Genomic DNA, 15,514 nt, shown 5'->3' with positions numbered 1-15,514 from the left:
TCGACAATTGAATACATAATTTAAAGAAGGTGACATGATTGGAACAGTCAGCACATGAAGTAGCAAATTGGCAATATTATTTTGCAATTGCCGTATTTTTAATCACGTACGGATTTATTATTTCTGAGAAATTGAATCGTGCTGTAATCGCACTATTTGGTGCTGCTATTATGATTATTTTTGGAGTTGTAGATTTACATACTGCTTTCACATCACATATTCAATGGGAAACGATTACCCTTTTAATTGGGATGATGATTCTCGTACATATTACGAGTCAATCAGGCGTCTTTGAATTTGTGGCCATTAAAGCGGCAAAAGCAGCTGACGGAAAACCGATTCGCATTTTATTATTACTATCCCTATTAACTGCTGTCGGATCAGCATTTTTGGACAATGTAACGACTGTTTTATTAATCGTTCCTGTTACATTATCCATTACACGTATTTTAAAAGTAAATCCTGTGCCTTATTTGATTTCAGAAGTGCTGTTTTCAAATATAGGCGGAACAGCAACATTAATCGGTGATCCACCTAATATTATGATTGGATCAGCAAACAAGCATTTAGACTTTAACGCCTTTTTACTTAACTTAGCTCCAATCGTAATTATTATTTCTATCGTGACACTTGGCATTATTTACTTCATGTATCGTAACAAACTAAAAACAACACGTGAACAAATCGAAAAACTAATGGCATTAAACGAAAAAGATTACATTAAAGATCAAAGCCTCCTTTTAAAATCTATTTCGATTTTAGGACTCACTATTTTAGGCTTCGTACTTCATTCGATTATTCATGTAGACGCTGCTGTTATCGCGATGACAGGCGCTACACTTCTTATGTTAATCGGCGTGAAAGAACATGATATTGAAGATGTATTTGCCCACGTTGAATGGGTAACCATTTTCTTCTTCGCCGGATTATTTGTTCTCGTTGGCGGGTTAATTGATATCGGACTTATCTCTTCACTTGCAAGAGAAGTAATCGACGTAACAAACGGTGACATCGGATTCGCAGCTATACTTATTTTATGGGTATCTGGCATCGCATCTGCAACAATCGACAACATCCCATTTGTCGCAACGATGATCCCTCTTATTCAAGACTTAGCTACAGGACTCGGACTATCTGTCGATTCTCCGCAAATCGAAGTACTATGGTGGGCGTTATCTCTTGGAGCTTGCTTAGGAGGAAACGGAACGCTAATCGGAGCATCTGCAAACGTAGTCGTTGCTGGTATTGCAAAACGTGAAGGACATGGCTTCTCTTATATGGACTTCTTAAAAATCGGTTTACCATTAACTATTGTTGCACTCTTGTTATCACATGCTTATATATATTTACGTTATTTAATGTAAAGGTTGTATTGCATGAAATTATATCGTCAAATACAAAAGGTTTGCAGCATCGTGCTGCAAACCTTTTTTCATCACCAAAATATACCGATAATTGCTAAACCACCTAAAATCATACCACCAATTTGTCCGACAATTGTTGGTGATAATTGAACACCTTTTCTCACTTCAACAACTGGTCTTTCGTGCCTTAGTTGCTGCACTTCACTTTGAAGTTGGTGCACACTTCCGTGTAACTCTTTAATAAGTTCTTTTAATTCGGCGACCTCTTCATTTACTGGTTTTGCCTTTTCTAAATTCATTTTACATGACTCCTTATAAATTCAATCAACACACTGTAAATTTTCGCCAATTACCATTATATCTCCTGCATACTACATATATAATTTCGAATGTACTTTCTAACCTTGTAGCTCTATCCATTCATCCCGCAATATCCCCATAATCATACGGTCAAAACACTTCCCATCTCTTTGAACCGCTTCTCTCATACAGCCTTCCATTTGAAAACCCATCTTTTTATACAATGCAATGGCAGGTTTATTATACGAAATCACATCCAGACCGATGCGGTGTAAATTCAATTCATAGAAAGCATACTTTAGAATAAGATGTATTGCTTCTTTCCCATATCCTTTTCCTCTATCATTCGCATCTCCTATACCAATGGCTAATAAACCTGTTTTGTTATTCCACTCTATACCATGAATCGCCACAAAACCAATTAAGCGATCTTCTTGAACTGTCCTTACCATGAAAGAAACACTATTCGATCTCCGTCCTTTTAATAACCCATCACTTGCTATTTCATTTAAAGATTGCGGGAATGCTACATCTGTATCAACATTTCTTAAATACTCACTATCTTCTTGCCACATTGCCATTACTTCAGCATCTGTTTCTCTCATAGCTGATAATTTAATCGTTTTATTTCGAAAAAGATTCATTGTCATTTCAAACTCCCCCTTTTAAATAACAGGGATACTTATTTTAGCCTATTTATCCCCTTGTTCCATAAACTGTTTCATAAACGGGATACTTACAATAAGCACTGACATTGGCACATCTCCTCCATATTGAATTAACTTCATTGTATAATTTTTTATTTATTCTAACAATAACAGAAAGGCCCTCCAAATTTTGAGGGCCTTTCCTAATAGCAAAACTATATTATTTCGTAAACATTTTCTCTGCTTCATCCATTGCCATTTTGTTTCCTAAAGCAGAATAGTCAAGCCATGGTTGATCATTGATAATGTATACGTGCTTGCCTTTTACTGCTTTTAAGTCTTTCCAAATTGGTGTTTCTTGAAGTTGTTTAAATGCTGCTTTTGCTTTATCATCTCTATTTACAACAACGAAAATCGCATCTGCATCAAAGTCAGGTAATACTTCTTGTGAAATGACTTCGAAAGGACGGTTTCCATCAATTTTCTCTACACCATTTGCAGGTTGTAACCCTAGGTCTTGGAATAAAATCGGTCCCATCGGTCTTTTCGTACTAAATACACGCAATTCTTTTGCAGTAACGCGAATTGCCATTACTTTTTCGTTATTACCTAGCTCTTTATCTATTAAACCTTTTACTCGTTTTGATTGCTCTTCGTAATCTTGAATATATTTATCTGCTTCTTTCTCACGGTTTACAAGTTTACCAACTTGTTTTAAATGCTCTCTCCACGTACCTTCATCTAAATTGAAAGAATGTGTTTTTGCAATTTTTTCGTATTTCGCTACATCTTTACCAGCATATTTTTCATCAACATAAATGTCAGTTGGCTTTAATTGAAGTAACGCTTCCATATTCGGATCTGTTACAACACCAAGCTTCTTCGTATCTTTCAACTTCTCTTTAGCGTGCGGTAAGAAATCTTTTAAATCTCCACCAATAACAGAACCTACTGGTGTAATTCCTAATGCAAGTAAATCATTTGTTAAATGAATAGACATTGAAGCAATTTTTGGATCATTACTTTTTTCCGTTTTTTTCGTTGCCTCTTCATTAGCTTTCGTTTGACCACATGCTGCTAATACTAAAATACACATGATGCTAAATAAAATAGTAAGTTTCTTTTTCATATGTTCTCCTCTTTGAAGTATTTATTTTGTTTTTGTAAGTAAATAAAGAAAATACGGTGCTCCTAAAGTTGCCACTACTACACCAGCTGGAATAGAGTTTGGCTCAAATATAGAACGACCTATCGTATCTGCTAGCACTAAAATAATCATTCCGATAATGCCAGCTAAAGGAAGAAAGTGTTGATATGTAGTACCTACTAACTTCCTTGCGATATGCGGAGCAACTAAACCGATAAAACCAATTCCTCCTGCCATCGATACACTTGCGCAAGATAATCCAACCGCTGTAGCTAAAAGTAATAACCGTTCTTTTTGAACAGAAACACCAAGTCCTGCTGCTACACTATCACCTAGTGACAATGCATTTAACGTTTTAGATTTTAGCCACGCATAAGGGGTTAGTATGAAAATCCAAGGTAATAATGCAAGGACATGAATCCAATCCCTTCCCCACACGTTACCAACTAGCCATCTAGAGGCGAATGTATACGTCTCATCATTTAACTTGAGAGAGAAAAATAGCGAAATTGCACTAAAGCCAGCTGAAACTGCAATACCAACGAGAATAAGTCTAATGGGAAGTAAACCTTTTGACCGATCACTCGCAAGTAAAATAATAAGAAATGCAGCTAATACTCCTCCGCCAAATGTAAATAACGGTATTAAAGTGGATGCACTCTCATTAATAGAATGAAAGAGAGTAACAAATACGATAAGACCGAAAGATGCACCTGAATGCAACCCTAAAATACCAGGATCTGCAAGTGCATTACGTGATAACCCTTGCAAAATCGCACCGGAAATACCCAGACCAATACCGGCTAACATCGTGATTATTATTCTTGGCATACGATAATCATATAGCACGGTTGCACTCTCAAAATCACCATAACCCAAAAGTGTTTCAATTACTCTAAGTGGCGCTATACTCAGTGTCCCTGTATTTAAACTAATTAAAATGACAGCGATACTTATACATCCGAAGATTGTAGTTACAGTAATAGCTCTCTTTTTATCCGTATTAAAAAGATCCTTCACTTATAACTCCCTCCCAACTTTACGTGCTATATAGAGGAAGAACGGAACTCCAACAAGAGCTACCATAATCCCTATCGCAAGTTCCTTAGGAGGATTTACTGTTCTTGCTCCTAAATCAGCTACAACTAATAACATAGCTCCTAATAATGCTGACATAGGAATAATGAGTCTATAATTAACACCAACTAATTTTCTAGCAATGTGCGGGATAACTAGTCCTACAAATCCAATAGAACCAACAGCTGAAACAGAAACACCTGCCAGAATAACTACTATAATCATCCCTAGTATTCTCGTTCGGTTCGTTTTCACTCCTAAATTTGTAGCAACATCATCTCCCATTGATATGAGTGAAATAGATCTCCCTAGCATTGTCGCGAAAATAATCGTTATAAGAATAATAGGGACTAAAAATTTCAAGTGTTCCCACTTAACCCCTGCAACACCACCAGCATACCAAAACGCTAAATCTTGGCTTAAATCATAATAAATCGCAACACCTGAACTTAATGAATGTAAAAGCGCTGCCATAACCGCTCCAGCAATCGTTAACCTCATTGGTGTTAACCCGCCTGATGTTGCTGATCCAATAACAAAAATAAGTACTGTACTTAAGACAGCTCCAATAAAGGAAACAATCATTAAATAGGAATACGGCATATGTGGGAAAAAAGCAAAACTAAGTGCTACTACAAACATCGCACCTGCATTTATTCCGAGTACACCTGCATCAGCTAAAGGATTTCGTGTTACACCTTGCATAACGGCACCAGCAACCGCAAAAGCTGCCCCTACAACTGCTGCACCAATTACTCTCGGGAGCCTTAATTCATAAATAATTTGGTGCTGTGTTAGTTTCGGATTGTAATCCAAAACCGCAGTCCACACCGTTTGTAAATGAATATCTTTTGCACCAAATGAAATGGCTAAAAATATAAATCCAATTAAACATAAAATTGTTAAGCTCATGAAACATATGAACTTAATATGTTTCCAGCTGTTATTACCAGCATGTACAGTAGACTTATGTAACATGTTTCATTTCATCCTTTATATTCAGTTGTTTTTTGTAATTATTTTTTATTTATAATTATTATTGATAATAATTATCATTTTCATTTAGATATTATATCCCCACTTTTTTTAAATAGCAAACTATTTTTTCACTTCGCTAAATATTAAAATACTCATTACAATTCCCTTCCAAGACTTACAAATACACGCAAAATAGACTACTGGATTATTTTTTAAATTGTAGTATACTTATTAATTATTTTGATTTTTCTAATAAAAATCCCGAAGGTGACACAATGTTCTATATAAAACAACTACTACACTTCACTTACGAGCAAGCATTATCCTGTTTATTCCCAGTCGTTATTTTCTTAACACTAGCCCTATCAAAAATCATTTCCATCCCAGGGTTATACCGCTATGATTTCATACTCATCGTATGTCTTCTTATGCAGTGGATTATGTATAAGACTGGACTTGAGACGAAAGATGAACTAAAAGTAATTACTGTTTTTCACCTTATCGGGCTTTTACTAGAAATATATAAAGTACATTTCGGTTCATGGAGTTATCCAGAAGAGGCATATTCAAAAGTTTTTGGAGTTCCACTTTACAGTGGCTTTATGTATGCAAGTGTTGCCAGTTACATATGCCAAGCGTGGAGAAGATTACATTTACAAATGTACCATTGGCCGAGGGCTATTTTTGCTATACCGCTAGGCGCTATGATTTACTTTAATTTTTTCACACATCATTTTCTATATGACTTTAGATGGGTATTAACTGTACTTTTATTCATCGTTTTCTTTCGGACATTTGTAGAATTTTCATTACGAGGCGTTACATATAAAATGCCACTCGTTCTCTCCTTTTTCCTTATTGGGTTCTTTATTTGGATTGCAGAGAACATCGCAACATTTTTCGGAGCATGGCAATATCCAAATCAACGGGAAGCGTGGAATCTCGTTCACTTAAGCAAAATTAGTTCATGGTTTTTACTCGTTGTTATTAGCATTATGATTGTTACACAACTCAAACATTTGAAAGAGTCGAAAAAATAATGCTGATTATGTAAAAATAGTTAGCCCATCACTCATTAGAAAGTGATGGGCTTTTTTACCTTCCTTATTAAAGTAGTTACATATTATGAACTACTACTAGCAGAAGATGTTGCTGCAGATGAAGTGGCAATCGTTGCCATCATGGCTGCCTGTTGTGCTTGTATGAGGACTTCTATCATAGTTTGTAAACCTGTGTTGGTAGTTTTACTTTCCTCACCTTTCTGACTTACGAACAGTTGAATAGCAATAAGAATATTTGTATCTGTATGCCAACGGAACAATTTATCCCCCTGCAATTTTTCAATAAATGCTCTAATAGAATGAATCTCTTTTTCTCCGTCCTCGAGTAACGCTAGTAGCCCGATAGCTGGGTAATGCATCTGTTTTACTTTTACCTTTTCTTGCTTTAACAAATTCCATATATTTGTACATTTTGCAACTAATAGTTCTTCCCTGACCTCCTTCTTTAATGAAAGAATATGACTCAAAAATTGAAGATCATTCCCTTTACGCAAACCAGCTGTCGCTAGTTTCTGATAAAGACGTTCCACTCGATCCATAAGTGTTTCTACATGCTCTGATTGTCCTGCTAATAAAACTGCGAGCGGATAATCATTTGTACTTGTAAGAAAGAGATGATCCTTTTTCATGCGTTTATATACTTGCATCGAACGCTGAATGTGCGCGCCATGCTGTTCATCTTCTTCTGTCAAAAGCACAGCTGCTGCGAGATAAGTAAATATACTCCGGCTAAAGCCACCAGTGACCAATTGTTCATATAAATCTAAAAACGTCCGAAAAGCTTTCTTGTAATCTGTAAAGTGAATATCTAATGTTGCGGCCACTACAAAACGATGATAAGACTTTAAGTATGAAAACATCCCTACCTGATTCTTAATATAACTACTAATTTCTAAAAAACGTCCGAGATCAAACAATTTATCACTACCTGCATACATAGCAGCAATCATCATTCCTGTTCGAGAATCACTCGTTTTCCATTTTAGTTCTCCCTTTAACTGTACATATGTATGTTTATATTGCTCCAACTTTTTCTCTAATGTAATCATAGTATTCACCCCTATTTCTAGTTCTTCTCTATCATTATACGTATATTCCATATTTAGGAATACTACAATTAATAATCACAACATAAAAAATTATAAAATTCTCTAATCCTTCAAGAAGTTATACAAAAAAGGTAGATAATAATTTATCTACCTTTTTTGTATATATTATTTAACATTACAACTGTATTGCTTGTTATATGCAATTAAGACTAAAGAGCTTTAATAATACGTTCCATCGCCTTCATTTGCCCAATATGATCAGCTTCATGATAAAGCATCATACCGTAAAGCTCCCCTACTGTTTCCAATCCTAGGAATGGCTCTGGCAGTTTATTTTCAAATGCTTCTGCTGGAATTTCGTTAATACGTTTTGCTTGTTCTTTTAATTGAGCCGTTAACACTTCTAACGATGGTCCTTCTGTCGTCCATTTAGATGGTCTTGATCCATATCCAAACATACCTGGATAGTCAGTTGGCAATTGTTTAAATTCTCTTCCAAACATGAAAGTCTCTGCTGCTGTTAACACATGTCCAATATGCCAACGAATTGTATTGTTAAAACCCTCTGGCTGCGTATCCACAGTTTTATCATCTAACGTTTCCATAAATTTAAGTAACGCCCCGCGCGTTATTTCAAATTGTTTTAAACCCACTAGTCTATTCATGTTATCGTTCCCCTTCTTGATGTACAATTTATTATGAACTAAGAATGTTCAACTTATTAAAGTTTCACCATGTTTAATCTATCAGAAACAAATAAGAAATACATCTAATATGCTTATTAAAAATAATAAAAAGGTTCCCTCCTCGTAAATATAGAATTACTTACTATGTAAATAAAAGAGGAGTGTACTTACATGTTACATATTTTAAAACAACAATATAATCTTATTAGCTCTACAAGAGAAACTCTATTTTCGTTCTTGGAAGAAATCCCACTAGAAAAATTACATAGCACTGTTCCGAATTTCGGGAGCGGTAGTATTATAAAGACACATATTCATGTAGCCGATTGCTATCGATACTGGCTTGGATCATTCGCATTCAAACAAAAGCGAGTAGATTTTTCATTCGCTAGCGATTACGAAATTGAGCATGCAGATGTTGAAAAAGTCCGTGCTAGATTTAAGTTAGTAGATGAGACTGTACAACGTTTTTTAGATGAATACAATGACCGTTGGCTCGCAAATATAGCAAATGAAGTAAAATGGCAAAAAGAACCTTGGAGTACAACCCCGCTATGGCTTTTAACTCATACGGAGACGCATGAGTTTCACCATAAAGGACAAATTGTATCTATGGCTAGGCACCTTGGATATGTTCCTCCTGATACAGACCTTAGTTAATTCAATGGTTCATGATTACCAAAAAAATTAGAATGAATACAAATCGAGCATGTTTTGAAATCCAATCAAAACATGCTCTTAAAATATTCTATCTTACACTCTTCATATCCTCATCAATACCAAATTGTCTCAGCATAATTATAAGCATCGCTATTCGGAATTGCATGTTTCCCCTGCGCTTGCGCTTTCCTTGGATCTAAGTCATATACCATTGGCGTATAACATGATGTTTGCCCTTTATTTACAACACCATTTCCTCCAGCACTTCCACAAGTGTATGCCTTTCCATCTGTTTTTCTAACAATCCTTGCATCAGCTTCGTTATTATAAACTGCCGGGCGGGTTACAGTAACTTTTGCCCATGCTGTTTTACACGTCGTGCTAAATTTTAATTCTACATAAGAATTTGAATCAATCCACTTCTTTTCTTTCGTTACTGCGGATTGATCACAGCTATTGTAGTAAGGGCTTTTTCCATCATATGAATGGTCTTCTGCGTATGCTTTATCGCTATTAGTCGTGCTAAACATACTAGTTACAACGAGTAAAGATAGCAATAAACATGCACTCGTCTTTTTTAAAAGTTTCATATCTTTTCACTCCTTTATTAATAACGTGCTGTTTTCCCATAACCGTTATTAAACGTAACTGCTTCAGCATCTGCTGTGTATCCGAAATCAGCAGTTAAATCAAATACCATTCCTGTATAAGTGCTCGTTTGACCTGTTTTTATTGTGCCGTTCCCCTGATTAGAAGTAACTGATTTTTGGAATACACCATTTTTGTATTTATTCACAACAGCGTACGCGTACACTCCTCCCGAAACAGCTGGTGCTGGTTGATCTAAAACAAACTTAGCCCATGCTGCATGACATTTATTACTGTAACGTAAATACACTGTCCCTACTTTTTTACTACCTTCATATACAGCTGTAGATTTTGCATTAAATCCATCTGCATCACACGTTGTACTTCCCCCGTATACTTTCGTTGTTGCTGGATTTTTCCCGTCATAATAACTACTTAAATCAGTAGCTGCAAATGTACTTCCTTGAAAACTAAATAATACACCTATACTTGCCGCACTTAACACGCATACTTTCATTAACTTTTTAAACATTTTAAATTCCCCCTCAAAATGATTATGTATACTAAACACAACCTATACTGCTGTGTCAGCCCTCCTTCCATGCTTCCTAGAGGCATCTTACAGAAACGAATTAACGTTGTAAATTCCCTTATGATTATTGGAATATACGAAGAACTTTACTTATCCTTGTAAGAAAAAAAGTTGAGAAATACACATTTTATAGCATCCTTTATTTAAAACATAAAAGAACCGATACTTGTTATATTCAAGCATCGGTTCTTTATACAAAATTGCCATTTTTTCTTTTATATAAAATAAATATTTCTCCACTTAATCCGTTACAAAAAACTCCCTCGTTACATCAATAAATTGTCGCAGTGGCACTGTCATCCATTTGTCTTTATGCCAAGCGATTTGCGTATAAATCGGAGAGATTGTATTTTCTAAATGTAACTCTTTTATCGTCCCCTCTCGTATATCTTTTTCTACTACTATTGCTGGTAAAACGGCTATGCCTAAATCTGCAATAACACATTGTTTAATTGCTTCAACACTAACAAACTCAATTTTATTTGCTGGATATACATCTTCCCCGCGAAATAGCTCTTCAAATAAAGTCCGATACGAGCAGCCTAATTCTGTTAGTAAAAGTGTTTCACTCTCTAAATCTTTTATAGAAACAGTAGTCTGTTCAAGTAAACGATGCCCTGGAGCAGCTACTACTTTTAATTCTTCTTTCATAAGTGGTTCCACATGCAAAACATCTTCTGTTTTACATTCGTCCAAAATAAATGCAAGATCTACTTTCCCCTCCATCAATTGTTCCTTCGCATCTTTATTGGAATGTGCTGGTTTAAATATAAGTTTTATTTTTGGGAATTGTATTTTAAACCTCTTTAATATAGAAGGCAGTCTGTATGTACATTGACTTTCTTGTGCACCAATTATTAACGTACCTGCTATTTCCTCATCATCTTTCACAGCCGTCTTCGCTTCGTTACTAAGTGCGATTATCTTGTCCGCATATAGTTGAAACTTTCTTCCTGCTTCAGTTAAGAAAAGACGTTTCCCTAATCTCTCAAATAGTGGTGTACCGAGCTCAGCCTCTAACGTTTTAATTTGTGCTGTAACGCTCGATTGAGCAAAGTTTAATTTCTTCGCAGTTTGTGTAAAGTTCAAAGTATCTGCTGCTACTTTAAATGTAATTAATTGTTTTATCTCCATTTATCATCCCTCTTTTTCAATCGGTATTTCCGATTGATTTCATCGAAATAATCCTCTTTGTCTATTGATATTTATATTGTATGATAAAGAGCATCGACAAACAATAAAATGGAGGTATTCCATATGAAAGCACTTTGTTTCGAAACATTCGGAGACGCTAATGTTCTACACTATAAAGAAATACACGATCCAATCATAAGTCCAAATGAAATTCTCGTCCGCACGAAAGCAATCGGCTTGAACTTCGCTGATATTTATAGACGCCGCGGCGATTATCATCTTGCTGGCAATCCGCCTTATGTATTAGGTTATGAAGGAACTGGAATTGTTGAAAAAGTAGGAGCTGCCGTTACTACTATCAACCTAGGAGACCGTATTGCATTTGCGGACGTCCCATTTGCAAATGCAGAATTAGTTGCCGTTCCATCAGAGAGAGCAATTAAGCTTCCAGATTCTATTTCTTTTGAAACAGCCGCTTCTGTCTTATTGCAAGGTCTAACGGCACATTATTTAACGAAAGATAGCTATCAAATAAAACAAGGTGATACAGCTTTAGTCCATGCTGCGGCTGGTGGCGTTGGTCAACTTCTCGTTCAAATGATTAAACTATATGGCGGAAAAGTAATTGGTTTAACGTCATCAAAAGAGAAAGCAAAGATTGCTACATTAGCTGGTGCCGATCACGTATTTTTATATACGGAATCATGGCATACGAAGGTACTTGAAATGACTAATGGAACTGGAGTAAATATTGTATATGAATCAGTAGGTTCTACATTAGAGGAAAGTTTTAATGCTACTAAAACTGGTGGTACTGTCGTATTTTACGGAATGGCCGGCGGTAATCCTGCTCCCGTTGATCCGCGTATGCTTATGGATACTTCAAAAACTTTAACTGGCGGAGACCTTTGGAACGTGCTTACTACGTATGAAGAACGTAAAAAGCGATCTACTCAATTATTTAATTGGATCGCTACTGGAAAATTAAATATTGAGAACCCTACCACATTCGCCTTACAAGATGGTGCTCTTGCCCATGAATTATTAGAGAGCAGAAAAAGTACTGGGAAGATTTTATTAATTCCATAATTGTTCCAATAAAAAAGGAAGCTAGAATGTAGTTCTTTGCTTCCTTTTTTAACGTTATTTATGTTCAATTGTAAAGTGATAATAAAGTTATTTAATTCTGATCTAAAAATATAAGAGCCTGGCTACAAATCATATTGTGGTAAAGCTCTTTAAAGTTGTTTAATTTCTAACCATTTAAATGTGCTTGTAGACAAAAATTAATAATAAAGTTGTTTAAATCTTGTTCAACTAAAGCACCCGTTAGTTCAATAAGAAAAAATTATCTATTATTATTAAAGTGGCCCACCTTCAAAACCAATAGGCCATCCATCGTTTTTAAATTTTACTTTATACTGAAACTCAAAGTGACCATCATAAATAAAAGCTAAACTAAACCCAGAAAATATATAATCGTCAAAATTAACCATCTTTCCAAAAAATATTGTGGATAGATAGTAGTTCTTCATTTCTTGATTAGGGAAGAATTTCTGTAAATATTTTAATGCACAGCTTATATGTAGATGGAGTTCATCGAATGTTTTTTCTGCCATTTCGATAATCTCCATATCGGGATTTTCATTATTCCCCTGAATAATAATCTCCACATCTTCCCATTCTCCGATATTAATACTATAAAACCACCGTTTTTGAATGAGATACTTCTCTTTTTCGTATACAGGGGGATTAACTAGTTTTAATTTTTTTACCTCATCTTTAGTTAACGGTTTATCAAGAATAAGCTTTTTATGCAAAATTTCTTTGATATTAGAGACAATATATTTAGATTTGTTTAATTCTAAAGAGTCCATTTTCCACCTCATAAATTATAAAATAAAGTAAATTCCCCCTTAAGTATATCATCATCCTTATTCAACTATCCTGCACCGTTAATTCAATAAGAATTAAACAACTTTATTATTTTCAAAGGACTTTATTGTAAATTAAACAACTTTATTATCTCTTAACATCAATCTCGCTTCTTTTCAATAACCCTGTTATTTATATTTTTTCTCTACGCTTCTCTTTCTAGGCCCCTCATTTTTAAGTTTATATAATAAATGAATCTAAATATTAAAGGAAAGAACAAACCTCCTGATATCAACGATCCAATAAATACAGTATCAATAAAAGAAAGAATCCCAAATAATAGCATTCCAAAAAAATAAAATACAACTGCACTCCAATAAATAAAACGTGGAAACTTAGTTTGGAACGAATCACCTTTTTCACACGGTTTTCCAAATAACAAATGAACGAATTTAATCAACATAATCACTTCTCCATATAATTGTTAATATTTTTTTCTCCTTAGAACTGAACATAAATCACATACTATGTACCATCCATATTCACATATTCCTTACTTTGTTTTATCCCGCTTTAATGGGCAGTAAGACCCCCACCTCAAAATACAGCGAAAGCAAAGAAGTTAGGGGGGATCAACTGCCCATAAAAGTCCGATTGGTTCAACTAATAATCATTGGGGGATGAAGAAAACCCCCAATGATTAAAGTTTCACTTTATTTCTCGTATACTTACTTTAGATTCCGAGATGAAATGTAAGGCTAGACTAATGTCCCTCCAACTCCAATACACTGCAAACTAATTTATTGTTCCTACTCTCTAATTATACCATTACAATAATTTCAATAGTTAATTTTTAACAGAATATTCCGATTCATATTAATAAATGATATATTAAAAATAAGAAAAGGAAGCTAGATTTCTCTACCTTCCTTTTCTTATTTCTATTTGAGATTTAATTATATTTCCACACTTTCTTTCCCTTTTGCAACATAACTCATATCTCCAACCGACTCGACTGTATATGTTCCATCTTGATATACAATCTTCGTCACACTAGCATTTTCCACCCCAAGTTTTGTTTTGCTACTGTCTAACATTTCTATTAAAGTAGTAATCAAAAGCCCATGAACGACAACTAAAACGTTACCGCCACCATTTCCAGCAGCTTCTTCACTAATTTTATCTATCTCTTTTTTTATACGAGTAGAAAACAATTCCCAATCTTCCGCCTGTTTCGTAGGATCTGCTACTCTAATAAGATTAATCACTTCTTGAATAGAAAACTTCATAAGTTCTTCTGGTGATGCAACGCCTGCAGCTTTTCCAACCACATCCCACATGTTCTCAAGTTTTTCACCTTCAAAAATACCGAAATTTAATTCTCGCAAATCTTTTCTTTGCTCAAGTTTTAATTTTGATTGCTCACTATATTTTAATACTAAATTAGCAGTTTCAATTGCTCGGCCGCTATCACTACTATACGCATTCATAAAATGAATATCTTTTAATCCTATTCCTAAATTTGTGGCAACTTCAACACCTTTTTCTACTAATGGAGAATCAGCCCAACCTTGCGCGCGATGATTCGTATTTAATATTGTTTTACCATGTCTTGTAACATATAACGTCACTGCATTCTCATTGCTATCTGTTTCTCGCTTATTCATTTCATTCTCTCCCTTTACGTTTCTATATCAATTTTACCACCTCAATTATTCATTGAGCAAAATATACGTCAGTAGATCCGTTTAATAAAAAAAGCTATCTTTCTGTATATCCATACAAAAAGATAGCATCTTTTATGATTACATTTCTTAACCGTTACTCCTACTCAGCAAAAGCACTCGAATATTGTACAATTCCTTCTACACCTCGAAGAGAATTTTCTGTTAATTCCATTATCATAAATACCTCTTCAGGCACTTCAAACGGTGCTTTTATATTCCACTCACTTGCTTTCTTAAAACCAAATTTCGGGTAGTACTCTGGATGTCCCAATACTACAACTGATCCGTATCCACGTTCTTTCGCTTTTTCTAATGCAGCTACAATCAGTTTTCCACCAATTCCTTTTTTCTGATGACCCCTAGCAACTGAAACTGGTGCAAGTGCTAACGATTCTACAGAAGTTCCATCTTGTTCTATTGTAATTTTCGATAACATAATGTGACCAACTATATCTTCATCTACCGCAACAATTGATAACTCTGGAACAAACGCGTCACATTCTCTAATACGTTTTACAAGTTCATGTTCTGTTTTATCACTAAATTCTTCCTTTAAAAATGCTTCTTTTACGACTTCTTCTGTTTTTCTATAATCATTTTTTTGTTCTTGTCTAATCGTTACCATTTTA

The 15,514-nt window shown here is 34.9% G+C and carries 18 protein-coding genes; 4 read left to right on the top strand and 14 right to left on the bottom strand.

Going from position 1 to position 15,514, the window contains the following annotated elements; all coding sequences use genetic code 11:
• Positions 1 to 38 precede the first annotated feature (38 nt).
• The gene (locus MKY38_RS05075) at positions 39 to 1,364 is read left to right on the top strand and encodes an ArsB/NhaD family transporter (RefSeq protein ID WP_065224180.1); all 1,326 of its coding nucleotides are present in this window, start codon (positions 39 to 41) and stop codon (positions 1,362 to 1,364) included.
• A 71-nt stretch (positions 1,365 to 1,435) separates the two neighbouring features.
• Here MKY38_RS05075 and MKY38_RS05070 read toward each other — a convergent pair whose 3' ends face one another.
• From MKY38_RS05070 to MKY38_RS05050, 5 genes are all read right to left on the bottom strand, one after another.
• Positions 1,436 to 1,663 carry a hypothetical protein gene (locus MKY38_RS05070; protein ID WP_001047304.1) on the bottom strand — a complete coding sequence of 76 codons (228 nt, stop codon included), beginning with the start codon at positions 1,661 to 1,663 and terminating at the stop codon, positions 1,436 to 1,438.
• A 99-nt stretch (positions 1,664 to 1,762) separates the two neighbouring features.
• Positions 1,763 to 2,314, bottom strand: coding sequence for a GNAT family N-acetyltransferase (locus MKY38_RS05065; RefSeq protein ID WP_065224179.1), 552 nt, complete (start codon positions 2,312 to 2,314; stop codon positions 1,763 to 1,765).
• A gap of 217 nt (positions 2,315 to 2,531) precedes the next feature.
• Complete coding sequence (locus MKY38_RS05060; RefSeq protein ID WP_070180375.1) at positions 2,532 to 3,440, bottom strand: iron-hydroxamate ABC transporter substrate-binding protein; 909 nt, start codon at positions 3,438 to 3,440, stop codon at positions 2,532 to 2,534.
• Positions 3,441 to 3,461: 21 nt separating this feature from the next.
• Entirely contained in the window at positions 3,462 to 4,478 is a 1,017-nt protein-coding gene (locus MKY38_RS05055) for a FecCD family ABC transporter permease (protein ID WP_070180376.1), read from the bottom strand.
• Entirely contained in the window at positions 4,479 to 5,513 is a 1,035-nt protein-coding gene (locus MKY38_RS05050; RefSeq protein WP_070180377.1) for a FecCD family ABC transporter permease, read from the bottom strand.
• A 275-nt stretch (positions 5,514 to 5,788) separates the two neighbouring features.
• Here MKY38_RS05050 and MKY38_RS05045 point away from each other — a divergent pair, with 275 nt between their 5' ends.
• Positions 5,789 to 6,553: a DUF817 domain-containing protein gene (locus MKY38_RS05045; protein WP_000499382.1), complete on the top strand. Its 765-nt coding sequence runs from the start codon at positions 5,789 to 5,791 to the stop codon at positions 6,551 to 6,553.
• 83 nt (positions 6,554 to 6,636) lie between these two features.
• Here the strand turns inward: MKY38_RS05045 and MKY38_RS05040 are convergent, their stop codons facing one another.
• Together MKY38_RS05040 and MKY38_RS05035 are read right to left on the bottom strand one after the other, a co-directional pair.
• Positions 6,637 to 7,674: a DUF4003 domain-containing protein gene (locus MKY38_RS05040; protein WP_070180379.1), complete on the bottom strand. Its 1,038-nt coding sequence runs from the start codon at positions 7,672 to 7,674 to the stop codon at positions 6,637 to 6,639.
• A 158-nt stretch (positions 7,675 to 7,832) separates the two neighbouring features.
• Complete coding sequence (locus MKY38_RS05035; protein WP_070180380.1) at positions 7,833 to 8,288, bottom strand: DinB family protein; 456 nt, start codon at positions 8,286 to 8,288, stop codon at positions 7,833 to 7,835.
• Between the two features lie 192 nt (positions 8,289 to 8,480).
• Here MKY38_RS05035 and MKY38_RS05030 point away from each other — a divergent pair, with 192 nt between their 5' ends.
• Positions 8,481 to 8,969, top strand: coding sequence for a DinB family protein (locus tag MKY38_RS05030; RefSeq protein WP_065224174.1), 489 nt, complete (start codon positions 8,481 to 8,483; stop codon positions 8,967 to 8,969).
• Between the two features lie 113 nt (positions 8,970 to 9,082).
• Here MKY38_RS05030 and MKY38_RS05025 read toward each other — a convergent pair whose 3' ends face one another.
• The 3 genes from MKY38_RS05025 to MKY38_RS05015 form a co-directional block, all read right to left on the bottom strand.
• Positions 9,083 to 9,559 carry a DUF2690 domain-containing protein gene (locus MKY38_RS05025; RefSeq protein ID WP_063548184.1) on the bottom strand — a complete coding sequence of 159 codons (477 nt, stop codon included), beginning with the start codon at positions 9,557 to 9,559 and terminating at the stop codon, positions 9,083 to 9,085.
• Between the two features lie 17 nt (positions 9,560 to 9,576).
• Complete coding sequence (locus MKY38_RS05020) at positions 9,577 to 10,089, bottom strand: YjfA family protein (RefSeq protein WP_000473732.1); 513 nt, start codon at positions 10,087 to 10,089, stop codon at positions 9,577 to 9,579.
• A 300-nt stretch (positions 10,090 to 10,389) separates the two neighbouring features.
• Positions 10,390 to 11,283, bottom strand: a complete 894-nt coding sequence (locus MKY38_RS05015) for a LysR family transcriptional regulator (RefSeq protein WP_025708865.1) — start codon at positions 11,281 to 11,283, stop codon at positions 10,390 to 10,392.
• A gap of 123 nt (positions 11,284 to 11,406) precedes the next feature.
• On the opposite strand from MKY38_RS05015, the gene MKY38_RS05010 reads away from it, so the two are divergent.
• On the top strand, positions 11,407 to 12,372 hold the full coding sequence (locus tag MKY38_RS05010) for a quinone oxidoreductase family protein (RefSeq protein WP_070180381.1): 966 nt from the start codon (positions 11,407 to 11,409) through the stop codon (positions 12,370 to 12,372).
• Positions 12,373 to 12,644: 272 nt separating this feature from the next.
• Here the strand turns inward: MKY38_RS05010 and MKY38_RS05005 are convergent, their stop codons facing one another.
• From MKY38_RS05005 to MKY38_RS04990, 4 genes are all read right to left on the bottom strand, one after another.
• Positions 12,645 to 13,160, bottom strand: coding sequence for a hypothetical protein (locus MKY38_RS05005; RefSeq protein WP_030026782.1), 516 nt, complete (start codon positions 13,158 to 13,160; stop codon positions 12,645 to 12,647).
• A gap of 203 nt (positions 13,161 to 13,363) precedes the next feature.
• Complete coding sequence (locus MKY38_RS05000) at positions 13,364 to 13,621, bottom strand: hypothetical protein (protein ID WP_000905655.1); 258 nt, start codon at positions 13,619 to 13,621, stop codon at positions 13,364 to 13,366.
• 493 nt (positions 13,622 to 14,114) lie between these two features.
• Complete coding sequence (locus tag MKY38_RS04995) at positions 14,115 to 14,825, bottom strand: histidine phosphatase family protein (protein ID WP_070180382.1); 711 nt, start codon at positions 14,823 to 14,825, stop codon at positions 14,115 to 14,117.
• 160 nt (positions 14,826 to 14,985) lie between these two features.
• Positions 14,986 to 15,510, bottom strand: a complete 525-nt coding sequence (locus MKY38_RS04990) for a GNAT family N-acetyltransferase (protein ID WP_070180383.1) — start codon at positions 15,508 to 15,510, stop codon at positions 14,986 to 14,988.
• Positions 15,511 to 15,514 lie beyond the last annotated feature (4 nt).

This window comes from Bacillus sp. FSL R5-0585, assembly GCF_038004545.1.
Taxonomy (GTDB): Bacteria; Bacillota; Bacilli; order Bacillales; family Bacillaceae_G; genus Bacillus_A; species Bacillus_A cereus.
Note: the sequence above shows the minus strand (reverse complement) of the source record. Positions and strands in the feature narration are given on the sequence as shown.